General features: G+C 67.3%; 17 protein-coding genes, 2 tRNA genes and 1 pseudogene. 13 read left to right on the top strand and 7 right to left on the bottom strand.

What is annotated here, in order from left to right; genetic code table 11:
* Positions 1-24: 24 nt before the first annotated feature.
* From K3M35_RS00570 to K3M35_RS00585, 4 genes are all read right to left on the bottom strand, one after another.
* Positions 25-600 carry a hypothetical protein gene (locus tag K3M35_RS00570; RefSeq protein ID WP_217579915.1) on the bottom strand — a complete coding sequence of 192 codons (576 nt, stop codon included), beginning with the start codon at positions 598-600 and terminating at the stop codon, positions 25-27.
* Positions 601-612: 12 nt separating this feature from the next.
* Positions 613-1,761 carry a zinc-dependent alcohol dehydrogenase gene (locus tag K3M35_RS00575; protein ID WP_217579914.1) on the bottom strand — a complete coding sequence of 383 codons (1,149 nt, stop codon included), beginning with the start codon at positions 1,759-1,761 and terminating at the stop codon, positions 613-615.
* A 73-nt stretch (positions 1,762-1,834) separates the two neighbouring features.
* Positions 1,835-2,992, bottom strand: a complete 1,158-nt coding sequence (locus K3M35_RS00580; RefSeq protein WP_039586881.1) for a glutamate--cysteine ligase — start codon at positions 2,990-2,992, stop codon at positions 1,835-1,837.
* 396 nt (positions 2,993-3,388) lie between these two features.
* Positions 3,389-3,462, bottom strand: a tRNA-Gly gene (locus tag K3M35_RS00585).
* Between the two features lie 139 nt (positions 3,463-3,601).
* Here K3M35_RS00585 and K3M35_RS00590 point away from each other — a divergent pair.
* The 5 genes from K3M35_RS00590 (at position 3,602) to clpX (ending at position 8,123) form a co-directional block, all read left to right on the top strand.
* Positions 3,602-3,678 (top strand) — tRNA-Pro (locus tag K3M35_RS00590).
* Between the two features lie 73 nt (positions 3,679-3,751).
* Positions 3,752-5,137: a trigger factor gene (gene tig / locus K3M35_RS00595; RefSeq protein ID WP_346772272.1), complete on the top strand. Its 1,386-nt coding sequence runs from the start codon at positions 3,752-3,754 to the stop codon at positions 5,135-5,137.
* Between the two features lie 142 nt (positions 5,138-5,279).
* On the top strand, positions 5,280-5,906 hold the full coding sequence (locus tag K3M35_RS00600; RefSeq protein WP_016691866.1) for an ATP-dependent Clp protease proteolytic subunit: 627 nt from the start codon (positions 5,280-5,282) through the stop codon (positions 5,904-5,906).
* A gap of 46 nt (positions 5,907-5,952) precedes the next feature.
* Positions 5,953-6,615 carry an ATP-dependent Clp protease proteolytic subunit gene (locus tag K3M35_RS00605; protein WP_016691867.1) on the top strand — a complete coding sequence of 221 codons (663 nt, stop codon included), beginning with the start codon at positions 5,953-5,955 and terminating at the stop codon, positions 6,613-6,615.
* Positions 6,616-6,845: 230 nt separating this feature from the next.
* Positions 6,846-8,123, top strand: a complete 1,278-nt coding sequence (gene clpX, locus K3M35_RS00610) for an ATP-dependent Clp protease ATP-binding subunit ClpX (protein ID WP_006551142.1) — start codon at positions 6,846-6,848, stop codon at positions 8,121-8,123.
* Between the two features lie 93 nt (positions 8,124-8,216).
* Here the strand turns inward: clpX and K3M35_RS00615 are convergent, their stop codons facing one another.
* Both K3M35_RS00615 and K3M35_RS00620 read right to left on the bottom strand, forming a co-directional pair.
* Positions 8,217-8,960, bottom strand: a complete 744-nt coding sequence (locus tag K3M35_RS00615) for an SDR family NAD(P)-dependent oxidoreductase (protein ID WP_006551143.1) — start codon at positions 8,958-8,960, stop codon at positions 8,217-8,219.
* 33 nt (positions 8,961-8,993) lie between these two features.
* Positions 8,994-9,914, bottom strand: a complete 921-nt coding sequence (locus tag K3M35_RS00620; RefSeq protein WP_121208753.1) for a 3-oxoacyl-ACP reductase — start codon at positions 9,912-9,914, stop codon at positions 8,994-8,996.
* Positions 9,915-10,116: 202 nt separating this feature from the next.
* On the opposite strand from K3M35_RS00620, the gene K3M35_RS00625 reads away from it, so the two are divergent.
* From K3M35_RS00625 to K3M35_RS00655, 7 genes and pseudogenes are all read left to right on the top strand, one after another.
* Complete coding sequence (locus tag K3M35_RS00625; protein ID WP_094980632.1) at positions 10,117-10,734, top strand: TetR family transcriptional regulator; 618 nt, start codon at positions 10,117-10,119, stop codon at positions 10,732-10,734.
* Between the two features lie 118 nt (positions 10,735-10,852).
* Positions 10,853-12,016, top strand: a complete 1,164-nt coding sequence (locus K3M35_RS00630) for a steroid 3-ketoacyl-CoA thiolase (protein WP_217579913.1) — start codon at positions 10,853-10,855, stop codon at positions 12,014-12,016.
* 34 nt (positions 12,017-12,050) lie between these two features.
* Positions 12,051-14,240: an acyl-CoA dehydrogenase gene (locus K3M35_RS00635; RefSeq protein WP_217579912.1), complete on the top strand. Its 2,190-nt coding sequence runs from the start codon at positions 12,051-12,053 to the stop codon at positions 14,238-14,240.
* Between the two features lie 5 nt (positions 14,241-14,245).
* A complete protein-coding gene (locus K3M35_RS00640; protein WP_039586890.1) occupies positions 14,246-15,115 on the top strand; it encodes a MaoC/PaaZ C-terminal domain-containing protein in 870 nt (289 codons plus the stop codon).
* Positions 15,112-15,768: a PaaI family thioesterase gene (locus K3M35_RS00645; protein WP_064061840.1), complete on the top strand. Its 657-nt coding sequence runs from the start codon at positions 15,112-15,114 to the stop codon at positions 15,766-15,768. Before K3M35_RS00640 ends, K3M35_RS00645 begins: the two co-directional genes overlap by 4 nt.
* A 41-nt stretch (positions 15,769-15,809) precedes the next feature.
* Positions 15,810-16,227, top strand: a pseudogene (locus K3M35_RS26580) (SDR family oxidoreductase).
* A gap of 63 nt (positions 16,228-16,290) precedes the next feature.
* Positions 16,291-17,445: an alpha/beta hydrolase family protein gene (locus K3M35_RS00655; RefSeq protein ID WP_374107750.1), complete on the top strand. Its 1,155-nt coding sequence runs from the start codon at positions 16,291-16,293 to the stop codon at positions 17,443-17,445.
* 9 nt (positions 17,446-17,454) lie between these two features.
* Here K3M35_RS00655 and fdhD read toward each other — a convergent pair whose 3' ends face one another.
* Positions 17,455-18,285, bottom strand: coding sequence for a formate dehydrogenase accessory sulfurtransferase FdhD (fdhD, locus tag K3M35_RS00660; protein ID WP_220665858.1), 831 nt, complete (start codon positions 18,283-18,285; stop codon positions 17,455-17,457).
* 300 nt (positions 18,286-18,585) lie between these two features.
* Between fdhD and K3M35_RS00665 the strand changes: the two genes are divergently transcribed.
* Positions 18,586-19,923, top strand: coding sequence for an ammonium transporter (locus tag K3M35_RS00665; RefSeq protein WP_064061842.1), 1,338 nt, complete (start codon positions 18,586-18,588; stop codon positions 19,921-19,923).
* Positions 19,924-19,960: the final 37 nt, after the last annotated feature.

Raw genomic sequence — 19,960 nt, forward strand, 5'->3', positions numbered from 1 at the left:
CGGGATCTCCCCACGTGCCGGTTCTCACCTCCGTGAGCGCCCTTTCCGGCGTACCACCACCGCTGCGCCCAGACCCGCTGCGGCGATCCACGGTGCGCCGGAGACGAACGGATCGAGCCACTGGTGGTTGACGTCGGCACGCGAACTCCGCCGCCTCGACGCCCCGCCGTGCGCGGTGATCTCCGACCGGATCCCGCTCTCGGTCACGGGATTGTCGGGACGGCCCTGCATCAGGGCCCGGACCCGGCTCTCGGCGACGTCGATGCGGTCGGCGCCGATCAGGAGCAACCAGTGCGCGGCGCGGCCTTCGCTGTAGCGGCGGTAGGCGTGCCTGCGCACGACGCCGCACAGTCCCTTCAGCGGCGCCGTAGTGCCGAAGACCGGGGTGACGAAGGCATGCTCGATCGAGCGTTCGCGGGTCTCGTACCCGGGCTGGCGTTCGGGGAAGTCCCAGTGCGCGCCGGTCGTCTCAGGTGCGAAGCGTTCCTTCGGCACCGAGGGCCGATCGCGAGGATCCAGGTCGACTCCCCATCCGGGGATGCGGGCGCGCAGTTGGTCGGGGGTCTCCGGGGGTTCGGGCTTGTCTGCGGTGTAGGCCATGGCGGATCCTCCTCAACTCCCGTCGGCGACGATGATCGGCTTGATGCACCTGTCGAGCTTCGACGAGAACATGTGGTAGGCCTCGGGGATGTGTTCGAGCGGGACACGGTGCGTGACGATGTCGTTCGGCTTCAGATAGCCGTTGCGGACGTGCTCGAACAGACGGGGCCACTGACGTTTGACGGGGCACTGGTTCATCCGCAAGGTCAGCCCCTTGTTGAGTGCGTCGCCGAACTTCACGGCACTGAAGATCGGGCCGTAGGCACCCACCACCGAGACGGTGCCGCCCTTGCGGACACCGTCGATGGCCCAGTTCAGCGCGACCGGCGAGCCACCTTGCATCTTCAATTTCGCGGCCGTGACGTGCTGCAGGAAGTTGCCGTCGGCCTCCGCCCCGACCGCATCGATGGCGACGTCCGCTCCGAGATGACCGGTGATCTTCTTCAGGTGGACGATGATGTCGTCGTACTCCGCGAAGTTGTAGGTCTCGGCGTGAGCGAAGGTCCGGGCCTTCTCCAGCCGGTACTCGAGGTGGTCGATCACGATGACCCGGCCGGCACCCATGAACCAGGCGGACTTCGCCGCGTACAGGCCCACCGGTCCGGCGCCGAAGACCACGACCGTGTCGCCCTCGACGATGTCACCCAGCTGTGCACCGAAGTAGCCGGTCGCGAGGGCGTCGGTGAGCATCAGGGCGTCCTCGCCGTCCATCCAGTCGGGCACGATGGTTGGGCCGACGTCGGCGAACGGCACCCGCACGAACTCGGCCTGGCCGCCGTCGTAGCCGCCGCAGGTGTGCGAGTAGCCGTAGATGCCGCCGACCGCGGTGGCGTTGGGGTTGACGTTGTGGCAGTTGGAGTACAGGCCGCGCGCGCAGAAGAAGCACGACCCGCAGAAGACGTTGAACGGGACCATGACCCGGTCGCCGGGTTTCAGGTTCTGCACCGACGGCCCGACCTCGTGGACCACCCCGACGAACTCGTGACCGAAGGTCGTACCGACGCGGGTGTCGGGCATCATCCCGTGGTAGAGGTGCAGGTCGGAACCGCAGATCGCCGCCAACTCGACGCGCACGATGGCGTCGTTGGGGTGCTCGATCCGGGGAATGTCCTTCTCTTCGACGCGGACCCGATAGGGGCCGCGATAGACCATCGCGCGCATACGTGCTCCCTCGTCCTGGCTCGTGTGGTCGCGAATACCCGAGGGAAGGCGCTCCAAACGGCAGGTCGCGGGATCAGAGCGCGGGGACGTCCGGGGTGGGATGGGCTCCGCCGGACAGTGGAGGGGTCTGCGGTCCGGCGACGAACGCCCGGTGGAGCGCGTCGACGACGTCGGCGACGGCGTGACGGCGGGCGAACGCGCGTCGCTGCAGCATCGCCCCGGTGCCGCGGGCGAGGATCGCCTCCCACATCGCCACCGCGCACCGGCGGTCGCCGGCCTCCTCGAGTCGGGGGCCGATGTACCGGAGGAAGGCGCGGAAGGACTGCTGCGCGGTGGTGGGCCGCCCGGTGAACACGTCGACGGCACGTCCGGTCGGCCCCTCGCGAGCAGCGCACAGGTACGCGGCGTGGACGACCTCGTCGGCGACCGGGGGAGCAGTGATGCCCGCCCGGACCTCTCGTTCGGCGGTGGCGACGAGCGCGCGGACGAGCATCGCCAGGAGAACAGTCTCGTCGACGGTCGCCGGCACGTCGCTCACCCGGATCTCGACGGTGGGCAGATGCGCCGAGGGACGCACGTCCCAATAGACCATGCCCGGATCGAGGATGTTGCCGCTCTCGATCATCATGGCGACGATCGCGTCGTAGTGCTCCGCCGACGTGAACCGCGGGGGAGGACCCGCGCACGGCCACCGGGAGGCCATGATTGCCCGCCAACTGGCGTACCCGGTGTCGCGGCCTCGATGGATGGGCGAGTTGGCCGTCGCGGCCAGCAGGGTGGGCAACCATACCCGGACGTGATTGCACACCAGGACGGCGGTTTCGCGGTCCGCGACACCGACGTGGACGTGGCAGCCGCAGACCTCCTGCTCCTCGGCGAGACGTCCGTACCGCTCGGCCATCGTCCGGTAGCGCGGCACATCCGTCACGGACGCGAGCTTCTGGAGCGTGGGCGACACACCCGACGCGAGCAGACCCGCGTGCGCCTCCCGCGCGGCCGCGGCTGCGACGGTCCGGCCCTCGACGATACGCGCGCGCAACTCGGCCGAGCTGCGGCAGACCGGTGTGTTCACCTCGACCTGGATGCGTTTGAGCTCGTAGTCCATGTCGAGTCCGAGCCGGGCGGCTGCGGCCACGACGAGGTCGTTGCTCGCGGTCAGCCGTTCGGAGGTCGGGTCGACGAGGAAGAACTCCTCCTCGACGCCGACGGTCGGAGCGGGGGTCGGGGGCATGTCCGGAGTCGGTCTGTGGCGCCGAGGCATCGTTGCTTCCCTGCATAGCGAGGCGCCGTCGGTACAGCCGGCGCCGTCGTTGACGCCGGCGCCTTCTCGACCGACCGCTGACCTACGGGGGTGAGACGACGATACTCGGATTTCACACCGGAGAACGGCATTCGATGGTGGAGAGGGACCGACCGGAGGTGGGGCGGGGTCGGTCCCTCCACACCCCCTGCGGTGTCATCCGACGACGCCCCACCCGTTCGCGGTCGCGTCCGCTGGAGGGACGCGACGAGGAATCACGACGCGGTGGTTCGTGCGGTCGTCGGAATGCGGATGGGCTGGGCCGGACGGGACGGTCCGGAACGACGAAGCCCGCCGGTGCTGTGTGCACCCGGCGGGCTTCCTCCGTGGAGGGGATGACGGGAATCGAACCCGCGTAGCCAGTTTGGAAGACTGGGGCTCTACCATTGAGCTACATCCCCGTTGCGCCTGCAGTGCCGGTGTCGACCGGTGCTGCGGCTTGCGAGATGAGACTGTACCGGACCTCGCTTTGGATTTCATAATCGGGGGGCCGTAGGATTCTGCGATGGGTCCCGCGGTCGGATGCGGTGCCTTCACGACCGGGATGTGGCGCAGCTTGGTAGCGCATCCGCTTTGGGAGCGGAGGGTCGCAGGTTCGAATCCTGTCATCCCGACCAGATCGAACAGCGTCAGCGCGCTCAGTAGTGACACGAACGACCGACAAGAGAGCACGACAGAAGGAGCATGTCCGTGAAGAGCACCGTCGAGCAGCTGAGCCCGACGCGAGTCCGTATCAATGTTGAGGTGCCCTTCGAGGAGCTCCAGCCTGATTTCGACCGCGCTTTCAAGGCCCTCGCCGGCCAGGTCCGCATCCCGGGCTTCCGCCCCGGTAAGGCACCTCGCAAGATCCTCGAGGCCCGCGTCGGCCGCGGAGCCGTCCTGGACCAGGTCATCAACGAGGCCATCCAGAGCCGCTACAGCGAAGCCGTGACCGCGAACGACGTCAAGGTCATCAGCCAGCCCGAGATCGACGTCACCAAGCTCGAGGACAACGTCGAGCTGGCGTTCACCGCCGAGGTCGACGTGCGTCCCGAGATCACCCTCCCCGATTTCTCCGAGATCGCCGTCACCGTCGATCCCGTCGAGATCACCGACGAGGACATCGCCGAGCAGCTTCTGTCGCTGCGTCAGCGCTTCGGCACCCTGACGGGTGTCGAGCGTCCGGTGCAGGACGGCGACTTCGTCTCCATCGACCTGTCCGCGACGGTCGACGGCAACGAGGTTCCAGAGGCCGCCACCGAGGGCCTGTCGCACGAGGTCGGCTCCGGCCAGCTCATCGACGGACTCGACGAGGCGATCATCGGCCTGTCCGCCGGCGAGTCGAAGGAGTTCACCTCCACGCTGGTCGCCGGCGAGTACGCCGGTAAGGAAGCCGTCGTCACCGTCAAGGTCAACACCGTCAAGCAGCGCGAGCTGCCCGAGGCCGACGACGAGTTCGCGCAGCTCGCGAGCGAGTTCGACACCATCGGCGAGCTCGAGGCCGACCTCCGCGAGCGCGTCCAGCGCGTCAAGCAGGTCGAGCAGGCCGGCCAGATCCGCGACAAGGTCCTCGAGGTTCTCCTCGAGACCGTCGACATCCCGGTTCCCGAGGCTGCCGTCCAGGCCGAGGTCGACAGCGCGCTGCACGACGCCATCCACGAGCTCGATCACGACGAGACCAAGCTGAACGAGCTGCTCGAGGCCCAGGGTTCGAGCCGCGAGGAGTTCGACAAGGAAGCACGCGAGTCCGCCGAGCGTTCGGTGAAGACCCAGCTGCTCCTCGACGCGATCGCCGAGGCGGAGAACACCACGGTCGAGCAGCAGGAGCTGACCGAGCGCATCTTCTTCCAGGCGCAGCGCTACGGCATCCCGCCGGAGCAGTTCATCCAGCAGATCAGCCAGGCCAACCAGCTCGGTGCCGTCTTCGCCGACGTCCGCCGCGGCAAGGCGCTCGGCACCGTCGTCGATCGCGCCAACGTGACCGACACCACGGGTGCGACCGTCGACACCGCCGAGCTGTTCGGCACCAAGAAGGACGATGACGCCGAGGGCGAGAACGCCGAGGCGGAGACCACCGAGGACTCGGCCTCCGAGTAGTCGGGCGACCCGCGGAGATTCGAAACCCCAGGGGCACGAATTTCCGCTTTCAGCGAAGAGGGGCGGCACCGGGCATCCGGTGCCGCCCCGTTTCGTTAGTGTCAGTGTCAGCAACCCACGATCGACGAGAAGGCAGGTACCCGTGACTCCTCAGAATCCGGCGACATCCATCGGTCCCGCGATGACCTCGGCCACGGCTGGGCTGAACCTCAGCGACTCGGTGTACGAACGCCTGCTCCGCGAGCGCATCATCTTCCTGGGCACCCAGGTCGACGACGACATCGCGAACAAGCTGTGCGCGCAGATCCTTCTGCTGTCGGCCGAGGACCCCACCCGCGACATCTCCCTGTACATCAACTCACCAGGCGGTTCGGTCACCGCCGGTATGGCGATCTACGACACGATGAAGTTCGTCGAGTGCGATGTCGCGACCTTCGCGATGGGTCTCGCCGCCTCGATGGGTCAGTTCCTGCTCTCCGCCGGTACCAAGGGCAAGCGTTACGCACTCCCGCACGCGCGGATCATGATGCACCAGCCGTCCGCAGGCATCGGTGGTACGGCGAGCGACATCGCGATCATGGCGGAGCAGTTCGCACACACCAAGCGAGAGATGGCCGAGCTCATCGCGGAGCACACGGGCCAGTCGGTGGAGCAGATCACCAAGGACTCCGACCGCGACCGCTGGTTCACGGCGCAGCAGGCGCTCGAATACGGCTTCGTCGACCACGTCGTCTCCCGGGCGCAGCAGGCCGGCGGCACCGCCAACTAGGTCCCGGCCCGATCTGCCCTCACACCACCGAATTCTTGGAGAAGCGATGACCAACATGTTCGATCCGCGCCAGCTCGGCGGCGCCGCTCCTGCCTCGCCCGCGAGCCGCTACATCCTCCCGTCGTTCATCGAGCACTCGAGCTACGGCGTCAAGGAATCCAACCCGTACAACAAGCTGTTCGAAGAGCGCATCATCTTCCTCGGCGTCCAGGTCGACGACGCGTCCGCCAACGACGTGATGGCCCAGCTGCTGGTGCTCGAGTCGCTCGATCCCGACCGCGACATCACCATGTACATCAACTCGCCGGGTGGTTCGTTCACCTCGCTCATGGCGATCTACGACACCATGCAGTACGTCCGCGCCGACATCACCACGGTGTGCCTCGGGCAGGCGGCATCCGCCGCGGCCGTCCTGCTCGCCGCCGGCACTCCCGGCAAGCGTCTGGCGCTGCCCAACGCTCGCGTGCTCATCCACCAGCCCGCGACGGGTGGCATCCAGGGACAGGTCTCCGACCTCGAGATCCAGGCCGCCGAGATCGAGCGCATGCGTACCCTCATGGAGAACACGCTCTCGAAGCACACCGGTAAGGATCCCGAGCAGATCCGCAAGGACACCGATCGGGACAAGATCCTCACGGCGGAGCAGGCAGTCGAATACGGTCTGATCGACCGGGTCCTCGAGTACCGCAAGCTCTCGGCCCAGAAGTAGAACGTCGCAGGCGGTTCCGGAAGGCACGGTGCCTTCCGGAACCACCGACGCCGGGACTGTGATCGCCGACACATGTTGTGGTGTACAAATATGACCGGAAACGCGCAGAACCGGTCGACCTGCGCGCCGACATCCGGGTACGGTCGATCAAAGGGCCCGCTCCCCGGGACCGCCCCGTGTGGTGGTTGCGGGACCGGTTGCACGCACACGAGGAAGTAGGGACCTGACTGATGGCACGTATCGGTGACGGCGGAGATCTGCTCAAGTGCTCCTTCTGCGGAAAGAGCCAGAAGCAGGTCAAGAAGCTCATTGCGGGCCCCGGTGTCTACATCTGCGACGAGTGCATCGATCTCTGCAACGAGATCATCGAGGAGGAGCTGGCCGAGACCAGCGAGGTCAAGCTCGACGAGCTGCCCAAGCCGGCCGAGATCCGCGACTTCCTCGACAACTACGTGATCGGCCAGGACGACGCCAAGCGCACGCTGGCCGTGGCGGTCTACAACCACTACAAGCGCATCCAGGCCGGCGACAAGGGCCGCGACTCCCGCGGTGAGACGGTCGAACTCGCGAAGTCCAACATCCTGCTTCTCGGCCCCACCGGTTGTGGCAAGACCTACCTCGCGCAGACGCTCGCGAAGATGCTCAACGTGCCCTTCGCCATCGCCGACGCCACCGCACTGACGGAGGCCGGCTACGTCGGTGAGGACGTCGAGAACATCCTCCTCAAGCTCATCCAGGCCGCCGACTACGACGTCAAGCGCGCCGAGACCGGCATCATCTACATCGACGAGGTCGACAAGATCGCCCGCAAGAGCGAGAACCCGTCGATCACTCGCGACGTGTCGGGCGAGGGCGTGCAGCAGGCGCTGCTGAAGATCCTCGAAGGCACCCAGGCATCCGTCCCGCCGCAGGGTGGTCGCAAGCATCCGCACCAGGAGTTCATCCAGATCGACACCACGAACGTGCTGTTCATCGTGGCGGGTGCATTCGCGGGTCTCGAGAAGATCGTCTCCGACCGCGTCGGCAAGCGCGGCATCGGCTTCGGCGCCGAGGTTCGGTCGAAGGCCGAAATCGACACCACCGACCACTTCGCCGACGTCATGCCCGAGGACCTCATCAAGTTCGGCCTGATCCCGGAGTTCATCGGTCGTCTGCCGATCCTCGCGTCGGTGACCAATCTCGACAAGGAATCACTCGTCCAGATCCTGTCGGAGCCGAAGAACGCTCTGGTCAAGCAGTACGTGCGCCTGTTCGAGATGGACGGCGTCGAACTCGAGTTCTCCCAGGACGGACTCGAAGCGATCGCCGACCAGGCGATCCTCCGTGGCACCGGCGCCCGCGGGCTCCGCGCCATCATGGAGGAGGTGCTCCTGCCCGTGATGTACGACATCCCCAGCCGCGACGACGTCGCCAAGGTCGTGGTCACCGCCGAGACCGTCAACGACAACGTCCTTCCGACGATCGTGCCGCGCAAGACCGATCGGGAACGGCGCGACAAGACCGCCTGATTCCGAAGACCCTTCGGAACTGCACGAGCGCCTCGGCACGAAAGTGCCGAGGCGCTCGTCGTCTTTGGCGGTCGAATCCGGTCCGTCGGTGGATCAGCGCAGTGTGATGGTCCCGCCGTCGACCATGAGTGTCTGGCCCGTCATGTAGGACGCATCCTCACTGGCCAGAAAGACCGCGACACGGCCGATATCGGCCTGCGGGTCACCGAAGCGGTGCATCGGGGTCTTCGCCAGTAGCGCCTCCTCGACGCCGGGGTTGGCCGCGATGTACGCCTCGACGCCCTCGGTCAGTGCCAGAGGCGAGATGACGTTGACATTGATGTCCTCCGCGGCCCATTCGTTCGCCGCGACCCGGCTGATCGCCCGGATCGCTTCCTTCGCAGCGGCGTACGAACTCTGCGTGGCGCTCCCTTCGATCCCGGCTCCCGACGCGAAGTTGATCACCGACCCCTTGTTCGCGGCGAGCTGGGCGTGCGCTGCCTTCATCAATCGGAAGGTCGGATAGAAGCCCGTGCCGAACGACAGGTCGAGCATCTCCTGTGTGGTCTCGAGCAGTGGTGCCTGTCGGGATGCGTGCGCATTGTTGACGAGCACGTCGAGCTTTCCGAACCGTTCGACGGCCGCCGCGACGATCGTCTCGGCGCTCGACTCGTCGGAGATGTCCGCGTACAGGAATTTCCCGGCTTCGCCGACCTCGGCTTCGAGGGCTTCACCCGCGGGCCGGTCGATGTCGACGAACAGGACGCGGGCACCCTCGCCCATGAATGCTCTGACGATGCCGCGTCCGATCCCTCCGGCACCACCGGTGACGATCGCGACCTTGTCTGCAAGTCTCATGTTTGCTCCCTTCGTGGGTGCGGTGTCAAGCGATCAGTCGACGGCCAGTGCGACCTTTTCGAGTTCCGCGATGCTGTAGGCGGCGTAGGTCTCGTACGGGCCGCGGCCGATGAAGTACGACGAGAGCTGCTCGTCGAGTTCCTCGACCGTGAATGCCGAACCGGCTGCGTCGAAGCGGTTCTCGACGGTCGGCGCTGCCATGAGCGCGACCATTTTTCCGTACACCACGAACACCTGTCCGGTGATCTCCGAGGAGGCCGGCGAGGCGAGGTAACGCACGAGGGTGGCCACGCGCTCCGGCGCCAGGGGATCGAGTCCGGTCGTGGCGCCGGCCTCGCCGAAGGCCTCCGCGGTCATCGCGGTGCGTGCGCGGGGGCAGATCGCATTCGCGGTGACGCCGTAGCTCGCCAGCCCCTGCGCCGTGGACAGTGTCAGTGCCGTGATGCCTGCCTTCGCAGCGGAATAGTTCGGCTGTCCGGCGGAACCGAAGAGGAAGGCCTCCGACGAGGTGTTGACGACGCGGCCGTAGACCGGTCCACCCGCAGCCTTGCTCGCCTGACGCCAGTACACCGCCGCCGCATGTGAGGTGGCGGCATGGCCCTTGAGGTGCACTCGGATCACGTCGTCCCAGTCGGACTCGGTGAGGTTGAAGATCATCTTGTCGCGGATGATGCCCGCGTTGTTGACGAGGATGTCGAAGGACCCGAATGCCTTGACCGATTCCTCGACGAGGCGACCGCCGAGAGCCCAGTCGGACACGTCGCCGGTGACGGCGATGGCCTGGCCTCCCGACGCGACGATTTCCTCTGCCACCTCGTGCGCTGCGTCGCCCATGTCGTTGACGACGACTGCGACGCCTGCCTCGGCGAGGGCGAGGGCTTCGGCGCGGCCCAGGCCGGCCCCGGCGCCGGTCACGACCGCCGCGCGCCCGGCCAGACTTACGGATTCACCCATGAAACGTCTCCTGTTCGATGGCGGCGGTTCGTCAGTGCACCGCGCCGGAATTAGTATTCATTCTAGTTTCGGGTGGTGGTCGGTCCACCCACGGGACAGGTCCCACTGGCCGGGATCAGGCGGGATACGAGACGTGCCCACCTGGAACGTTCGTCGCCGCAGTGGTCGATGCGCCACCGGTCGTGAAGGGGAGGAACCGAGCATGCCCAGACTTGCGGAGGCCCGGGACGCCGCAGAACCGAGTTCGGCGGAACAGCATGCGCGATACGGCCGGATCATCGACGCTGCCGCACAATTGGGGGCGGTGAAGGAACTCGAACGCGTTCGGATGCAGGAGGTCGCCGAACTCGCCGGCGTCGCCATCGGGACCCTCTACCGCTACTTTCCGTCCAAGACCCATCTGTTCGTCGCGGTCATGGTGGATCAGATCGATCGGATGGGAATCCACCTCTCCAGGCGCTCGCAGTCGTCCTCGTCGCCTGTCGACGTCGTATACGACGCGTTGCTGCAGGCCACCCGGGCGCTTGTGCGCACTCCGTTACTGGCGAACGCGATGATCCAATCCGCCGCGTCGTCGAACGCCGCCACCATTCCCGACGTGGCGAAGATCGACCAGCACTTCGACGGACTGCTCCTGGCCGCCGCGGGTATCGCGGAACCCACGGTGCGGGACGCGACCGTCGTGCGGTTGGTTGTGGCGCTGTGGTTCGGTCTCGTCCAGTCCGCGCTCAACGGGCGGATATCGATCCCCGAGGTGGAGTCCGATCTGCGCGTCGCGTGCGACCTTCTGCTGGTCGATCTGCCCGCCGGTACGCGTTGACGGGCAATTCTCGAAGACCGCATTCCGCAAGGTCCGTCCCGCTCGTTGGGACTGCGCAGGAAACTGCGGTCACCGTCACTAGAATAAATTTCAATATCTTCGAGAGCTGGGAGTAGGCATGAGCAAGGTCGTCATCGTGGAGGCCGCGCGGACACCGATCGGTCGTCGCCGCGGACAGCTGGCGGGGGTCCACCCCGCGGTGTTGCTCGGTGCCGCCCAGAAGGCCGTTCTCGACCGCACCGGCCTCCCCGCCGACCAGATCGGTCAGCTCGTCGGAGGCGCCGTCACCCAGGCGGGGGAACAGTCGAACAACGTGACCCGGCAGGCCTGGCTCCACGCAGGTCTCCCGTACACGACCGCGGCGACGACCATCGACTGCGCGTGCAGTTCGTCGCAGCAGGCGGTCCACATGGTGGCGGGCCTGATCGCGTCCGGGCAGATCGACGCCGGAATCGGATGCGGCGTCGAGGTCATGAGTCGCGTGTTCCTCGGCCAGGCAAACGCCCCGGGCACCGGCAACCCCTATCCGGCCGACTGGTCGATCGACATGGGCGACCAGTTCACCTCTGCCGAACGTATCGCCCACAAGCGCGGCATCAAACGTGACGATGTCGATGCTCTCGGATTCGAGTCGCAGCGTCGCGCCGCAGCCGCGTGGGCCGAGGGGCGCTTCGACCGCGAGATCGTCCCGGTGCAGGCGCCGGTCGTGACCAAGGAGGGCGAGCCCACCGGTGAGATCGCGACCGTGACGCGTGACGGAGGTCTTCGCGAAACCACCGCGGAAGGACTCGCCGGTCTCCGGCCGGTCATCGAGAACGGAATCCACACCGCCGGAAACTCCTCCCAGGTCAGCGACGGCGCGGCCGCCGTACTGCTGATGAGTGAGGACAAGGCGCGCGAGTCGGGTCTGCGGCCACGTGCCCGTATCCTCGCGTCGACGCTCGTCGGTTCGGACCCGTACTACCACCTCGACGGCCCCATCGACGCGACTCGCGCGGTACTCGAGCGCACCGGAATGTCCTTGTCCGACATCGACATCGTCGAGATCAACGAAGCCTTCGCTTCGGTCGTGTTGTCCTGGGCGCAGGTCCACGGGGCCGACATGAGCAAGGTCAACGTCAACGGCGGCGCCATCGCGCTCGGCCACCCCGTCGGTTCCACCGGCTCGCGACTGATCACCAGTGCCCTGCACGAACTCGAGCGCTCGGGCCGTTCGACTGCGCTGGTCACGATGTGTGCGGGTGGCGCGATGGCCTCCGCCACCATCATCGAGCGCATCTGACGCCGGACATTCTGCTATCCGAAGGGACCCGATCATGACTCTGGGATTGAGCGACGAGGACCGCGAGCTCCGTGATTCCGTACGCGGCTGGGCGGCACGACACGCCACACCCGACGTGATCCGCACGGCCGTCGAAGCGAAGACGGAAGCCCGCCCGACGTACTGGAGCTCGTTCGCCGAACTCGGAATGCTGGGATTGCACCTGCCCGAAGAGGTCGGAGGCGCCGGTTTCGGTCTGCTCGAAACAGCAATCGTCGCAGAGGAACTCGGACGGGCCATGGTGCCCGGCCCGTTCCTTCCGACCGTGATCGTGTCCGCGGTCCTCGACGAGGCCGGCCGTCGCAGCGAACTCGACGGGCTCGCGGACGGTTCGCTGTTCGGTGCGGTCGCCCTGCAGCCGGGGGACCTGCGCGTGGAGCGCGACGGCGATTCCGTCACGCTCTCGGGAACCTCCGGTGTCGCCCTCGGCGGCCAGGTCGCGGATGTGTTCCTGCTCGCGGCCGACGACGGTGGTGAGCGGGTCTTCGTCGTCGTGACCCGTGACCGGGTCGAGGTCACGAACCTGCCCAGCTACGACGTGATCCGCCGCAACGCCGAGATCACCGCAAGTGCCGTGACATTGTCCGACGAGGACGTACTGGGATCGGACTCGCATCGGATCGTCGATATCGCCGCGACCTTGTTCGCCGCCGAGGCTGCCGGTCTCGCGGACTGGGCAACCACCACCGCTGCGGGATATGCGCGGGTCCGTAGGCAGTTCGGACGTGTCATCGGGCAGTTCCAGGGCGTCAAGCACACCGTCGCCCGGATGCTCTGCCTCACCGAACAGGCCCGGGTCGTGGCCTGGGATGCAGCCCGTGCGCATGCCGAGGACGTGTCGGACGACGAGGCGTCGCTGGCCGTGGCGGTCGCCGCGTCCATCGCCCCGGAGGCCGCCTTCCAGGTCACCAAGAACTGCATCCAGGTGCTCGGCGGTATCGGCTACACCTGGGAGCACGACGCCCACCTGTACATGCGGCGCGCTCAGTCGCTCCGGATCCTGCTCGGCTCCACGGCGTCGTGGCGGCGCCGGGTCGCCCACCTCACGCTCGACGGTGCCCGCCGCGTGCTGAGTGTCGATCTTCCGCCCGAGGCGGAACGGATCCGCGCCGACGTCCGTGCCGAACTCGAGCCGGCGAAGTCGTTGGAGGACGCAGCGCGGAAGGCGTATCTGGCGGAGATGGGCTACACCGCTCCCCACCTGCCCGAACCGTGGGGGAAGGCCGCCGACGCCGTCACGCAACTCGTCGTCACTGAGGAACTGCACGCCGCCGAACTCGAACCGCACGACATGATCATCGGCAACTGGGTGGTGCCGACCCTGATCGCGCACGGCAGTACCGAGCAGATCGAGCGATTCGTCCCGCAGTCGCTGCGCGGGGATCTCGTGTGGTGTCAGCTCTTCTCCGAACCCGGCGCCGGGTCCGACCTCGCGGGCCTGTCCACCAAGGCCGTCAAGGTGGACGGCGGATGGAGGCTCGATGGCCAGAAGGTGTGGACGTCGATGGCGCGGGTCGCGGACTGGGGCATCTGCCTCGCCCGCACCGACGCGGAAGCGCCCAAGCACAAAGGCCTGTCCTACTTCCTGATCGACATCAGGAACACCGAGGGGCTCGACATCCGGCCGCTGCGGGAGATCACCGGCGAAGCCCTGTTCAACGAGGTGTTCCTCGACGGCGTGTTCGTGCCCGACGAGTGCCTCGTCGGCGAGCCCGGGGACGGATGGAAGCTCGCCCGTACCACCCTCGCGAACGAACGCGTCTCCCTCTCGCACGATTCGACTTTCGGTGCCGGCTGCGAGACCCTCATGGCGCTCGCGAACGGTATGCCCGGTGGGCCGGACGACGAACAACTCACCGTCCTCGGCAAGGTTCTCGGCGATGCCGCGTCCGGTGGCCTCATGGGTCTGCGTACCGCTCTCCGCTCCCTGGCCGGTGCACAGCCGGGTGCCGAATCCTCCGTCGCCAAGCTCCTCGGCGTCGAGCACCTCCAGCAGGTCTGGGAGACCGCGATGGACTGGGCCGGTACTGCGTCGTTGCTCGACGACCAGGACCGAACTTCGGCGACCCACATGTTCCTCAACGTGCAGTGCATGTCCATCGCCGGTGGGACGACCAACGTCCAGCTGAACATCATCGGTGAGAGGCTTCTCGGCCTGCCCCGCGATCCCGAGCCCGGAAAGTGACGCCCATGCCCATCGATACCGATGTCGCGCTCTCCGCTGCGCCCACCGTCCGCGATGCCTCGTGGACCGAACGCGATGTGATCCTCTACCACCTCGGTCTGGGTGCGGGTGTCGACTCGCTCGATCCCGCCGAACTGCGGTGGGTGTACGAGAAGGACCTGCGGGTCCTGCCGACCTTCGCGATGGTCGCCGGTCAGGGTGTCTCTGCCGGTGCGGTGACACAGGCCGGACTGAGCCTGCCGGGAATCGACATCGACCTGCGCAGGATCCTGCACGGTGGCCAGTCCGTCACCGTGCACGCCCCGATCCCGATCTCGGGTTCGGCGACCGTCTCGTCTCGCATCTCCGATGTGTGGGACAAGGGCAAGGCCGCCGTGATCGTGCTCGAACAGTCCGCAGTGGATGCCGACGGAAACCCGTTGTGGACCAGTGCGATGCAGATCTGGGCGCGCGGTGAGGGCGGCTTCGGCGGAGACGCCGGGCCCCATGTGTCGAACGCAGTGCCGGAACGGGACGCCGACAAGACCCTGGTGTCACCTACGAGCACGCAACAGGCACTGGTGTACCGGCTCAGTGCCGACATGAACCCGCTGCACGCGGATCCCGAATTCGCGAAGACAGCCGGTTTCGATCGGCCGATCCTGCACGGACTCGCCTCGTACGGTGTCGTGTGCAAGGCCGTCGTCGACGGTGTGCTCGGTGGAGACCCGACCCGGGTCCGGTCGTTCTCGGTCCGCTTCGCCGGCACGCTGTACCCCGGGGAGACGATCGAGACGGAGGTCTGGCGAGACGACGACACTCTCACCCTGCTCGCCACATGTCCCGAGCGCGACGGGCAACCGGTGCTCACCCACGCCACGATGGAGATTCGATGAGAGTCGACCCGGACACCCACCCCGTCGTCGGACACGCGCCCGACGGTACGGTTCTGACCTCGGCACCGCAGGACACCGCCGTCGACCGCGCCACCGCCGCCGCGCGGCGCGTGGTGGACGCGTTGCTGCGCACCGACCGTGGCAACGCGAATCTCGAGCGGGTCGCCGAAGAGCTCGACAATATCGCCGAGCACCTCGAGGAACACGCTCCCGAAGTGCGGGAGCGACTGATCGACATGTGGCACGGGGAGGGCGTCACCCGGCACGATCCGGTCACCGGTCCGGAGAACGCGCTCGCTCCGCCGCTGGTGTTGGCCGGTCGCGAAGACGGATCGGTGGATGGCGTCGTCGAACTGACCTTCCCGTACCAGGGCCCGCCCGGGCACGTGCACGGCGGAGTCTCCGCCCTCCTGCTCGATCACACGCTGGGTGTGGCGAACGCCTGGGCCGGACGCAGCGGCGCCACCGCACAGCTCAACGTGCGGTACCACCGGCCGACCCCACTGTTCGAGCCGCTGACGATCACCGGTCGTCTGGTCGAGCAGGACGGCCGCAAGATCAACACAGTCGGCGAGATCAGGACCGCGGACGGCACGGTGTGCGTGTCCGTGGAGGCGCTGTTCATCGACAGGACGGTTCCCCGTCCTCGCTGACGGCCTGCGCCGCACACGCCGTCGTATCGGAAAGGAACGGCATGGGGAAGTTGGACGGGCGGGTGGCGATCGTCACCGGCGCCGGGATGGGGATCGGCCGCGGATTTCGTCCCGACCGACGTCACCGACCGCGAACAGGTGCACGCCATGGTGGATGCCGCGGTGCGCGAATTCGGCACTGCGCAGCACGACCGTACTGCGGCTCGGGAATGGGCGCCGAAACAGGTGTGCTGCAACGTGATCTGCCCCGGCGTGCAGAGCGCGGCATACCGACGGGTGGCGGCGGCCGACCCGCAGATGGCCGCCACGCAGGCCGCGGCGAACCCGATGGGCCGCATCGGCGACCCTCTCGACGACATCGGCACGGTCGCAGCCTTTCTCGCGAGCGACGACTCCCGCTATCCCACAGGCAACACGCTGTTCGTCGACGGCGGTAGCCACGTCAACGGCGTGCAGTGAGCGCCGAACGTGGACTGACATCCCAACGGAGGATTCATGCTCTCTCGTACTTCCCGGCGTGTGATGGCAGTACTCGCCGCAGCGTCGATGCTCGGCATCACGTCCTGCTCCGACTTCGGCGACGACGCCGAGGAGACTGCCGGGGGACCCGGCTCCCTCGTCACCGAACGCACCCTCACCGGTACGGCGGCGCTTCCCAGCGCGTCGCGAACGCATCTGATCACCTACCTGTCCGATGGTGCCGATCGGCGCCCCACCCTCGTCTCGGGCACGGTCGCGATCCCCGAGGGAGAAGCGCCCGCCGGAGGCTGGCCCGTGATCAGCTGGGCGCACGGCACCACCGGGGTCGGTGACGCCTGTGCGCCGTCCGCCGACACCCCCGGTGGTCCCGCCCACTCCTACATCAGCAGGACGACTGCCATGCTCGACCGGTGGGTCGCAGACGGCTACGCCGTGGTCCAGACCGACTACGAAGGCCTCGGCACACCGGGCGGACATCCCTACATGAACGGAGACAGCGCAGCCGACAGTGTCGTCGACATCGTGCGTGCCGCTCGTCAACTCGATCCGGCTATCGGCACCCGATGGATCGCGATGGGACACAGTCAGGGCGGGCACGCCGCGCTGTATGCGGCGGCTCGTGGCACGGAACGCGCCCCTGAACTCGAACTGCAGGGCGCGGTCGCCTTCGCCCCGGGCAGTCGCACGAGTGAGACGGCCGAGTACTACGCGACCGCCGGACCGGCGATCGGTCCGGCGCTCGGGTTCCTGCCGGTGCTGCTGCTCGGAGCGCAGGCGGCGGACCCGAGCATCGACGCCGACGCGATGCTCACCGACGCCTCGCGCCCCTTGCTCGACGCCGCGCGCACCGGGTGCATGGACGACATCCGCGAGGTGGCGAGCACGGTACCGGTGGATCAGGTGTTCGCTCCGGATGCGGACCTCGAACCGCTCGTTGAGTACTACGCCGGTCAGGAGGTCGAACCGCTCACCCTGAGGGTGCCGACGCTCGTCGTGCAGGGAAGCGACGACGCGCTGGTACTGCGTCCGGTCACCGATCAGGTGACCGCGGCGCTGTGCGGCAACGGAGCCGACCTGAGCTATCGGGTATACGACGGAGCCGATCACCGAGCGGTACTCGAGGAGTCCGTCGACGACGTGCGGGCGTTCGTCGACGGAGTACGCGCGGGCGAGGCGCAGGACGGCACGTGCGGTTGATGCCGCCGATCAGTCGGTCTTGATGCGTTCGGGGACGGTGTAGACGTTCATCGTGTCGCCGCGGAGGAAGCCCACGAGGGTGAGGTCGGACTCCGCGGCGAGATCGACGGCCAGCGACGACGGCGCCGAGACCGCCGCGAGCACGGGGATCCCGGCCATGACCGCCTTCTGCACGAGTTCGAACGAGGCGCGTCCGCTCACCATGAGCACGCTGTGCGAGAGCGGCACCCGGTTGTCGGTCAGGGCCCAGCCGATCACCTTGTCGACGGCGTTGTGCCGGCCGACGTCCTCGCGCAGGGCCAGCAGCGCCCCGTCGGGGGTGAACAGTGCGGCCGCGTGCAGACCGCCGGTCGACTCGAAGACCTGCTGGTGCCGACGCAGCGTGTCGGGCAGTTCGGTGAGGGTGTGCGTTCCGATAGAGGTGGTGCCGGCATCCTTCAGTGGATATCGCGTGCGCGTGCGCACCTCGTCGAGCGAGTTCTTCCCGCACACCCCGCACGCGGAGGTCGTCGTGAATGCGCGTCGCCCTGTCCCTTCGGGGACGGTGACGCCGGGCGCGAGGGCGACGTCGAGAACGTTGTAAGTGTTGGCGCCGCTCTCGTCCACCCCGTCGCAGTAGCGAACGGCGGCGATGTCCTCGCGACTGCCGATCATCCCTTCGGCCAGCAGGAATCCGTGGACGAGATCGACGTCGTGACCGGGGGTGCGCATCGTGATGGTGAGCGACTCACCGCCGACCCTGATCTCGAGCGGTTCCTCGACGGCGAGGGTGTCGGGACGTCGCGTCGCCCCTGCCGCAGTGATGCGCAGTACCGGTCGACGTGTCGTGACCCGTCCCATCGTCTACCTCCCAGATGCGTGCAGCGGTTCGAGCCGTCGTTCCCGCGGAACCCGGGCAGGGCAGGGATACCCGGGTGGCACAGGTTGTGCACACCGCGGGATGCGGCGTCTCGTCCTCCATACTGCCTGCCCGGACGCAACGGCATCCCCGTCCGGTGAACTGCGGTGGCGTTACACGAAGTTCACCCGCGCCTCGCAGGGACATTACAGAGTGGGTCCACTCTCAGGGGACGGTGATGAATGTGGGTCACCGACTGACGTAGGGGTCGTGAACCCCGGGATCGAACAGGGTGGACTTATATGGAACAGGCACTCGCGGCCGCCGATACCGCCTGGGTTTTGGCGGCGTTCACAGCAGTCGTACTGATGGTTCCGGGCCTGGCGCTGTTCTACAGCGGCATGCTCGGAGTCAAGAGCGCGCTCAACATGATCATGATGGTGTTCGGTGGATTCGCCGTCACAGCCGTCCTGTGGGTGCTGTTCGGTCCGGCCGCCGTGCTCGGTGACAGCGTCGGGGGCCTCGGCCTCATCGGCGATCCCTTCACCGACATCGGTCTGGGCTCGCTGCTCGAGGAGGACCCGGACGGAGGGATGCCCGCCGCACTGACCGCGGCCTTCCACCTCCTCTTCGCAGGCATCACGGTGGCGATCATCGCCGGTGGTGTCGCGGACCGGATGAAGTTCTCGGCGTGGCTGGTGTTCTCGGGCATCTGGGTCGTCCTCGTCTACTTCCCGGTCGCGCACTGGGTCTTCGCCTTCGACGACGAGGAAGCGGGCACGAAGGGCGGATGGATCGCCAACACGCTCGCCGCCCACGACTTCGCCGGCGGCACCGCCGTGCACATGAACTCGGGTGTCGCGGCGCTGGCACTCGCCATCGCACTCGGTCGCCGCCGTGGATTCCCGCACGTGGCACGTCCCCACAACCTGCCCCTCGTCGTGCTCGGTGGCGGAATCCTGCTGTTCGGCTGGTTCGGCTTCAACGGCGGTTCGGCGGGCGGCGCCAACCACACGGCCGGTGTCGTCGTCCTCAACACGCTCGTCGCCGCGATGGCCGGCCTGCTCGGCTGGCTGATCGTCGAACGCATCAAGGAGAAGCACGCGACGACGCTCGGTGCCATCTCGGGCGTGATCGCCGCACTCGTGGGCATCACGCCCGCAGCGAGCCTCGTGTCCCCGCTCGGTGCCCTGCTGATCGGCGTGGTCTCCGGTGCCGTCGGCTGCTTCGCCGTGAGCTGGAAGTTCCGCATGGGCTACGACGACTCACTCGACGTCGTTGCCATCCACCTCATGGGCGGCGTCGTAGGCACCACCCTCATCGCCTTCGTCGCGACGGCCGCCGCGCCGGCCGGTGTCGACGGTCTGTTCTTCGGCGGCGGGATCGACTTCTTCGGACGCCAGATCGTCGCGATGGCCGCGGTGTTCGCCTACTCGTTCGCGGTGACCTTCCTGATCGCGAAGGCGCTCGACAAGATCATGGGCATCCGGGTCGACACCGAGACGGAGATGCGGGGCATCGACGTCCCGGTCCATGGGGAGACGGCCTACGTGATGGACTCGTTCTCACCCACCGGTCCGTCGACGCTGCGTCCCGAGGTGTTCGCCGAGGATCGCGACGTGATCGTGCCCAAGTCCTGACCGGCGAGCTTCACCGATCGAACGGCAGGAGCCCTCA

The sequence above is a fragment of the Rhodococcus sp. DMU2021 genome (genome assembly GCF_019641445.1).
Taxonomy (GTDB): Bacteria; Actinomycetota; Actinomycetes; order Mycobacteriales; family Mycobacteriaceae; genus Rhodococcus; species Rhodococcus pyridinivorans.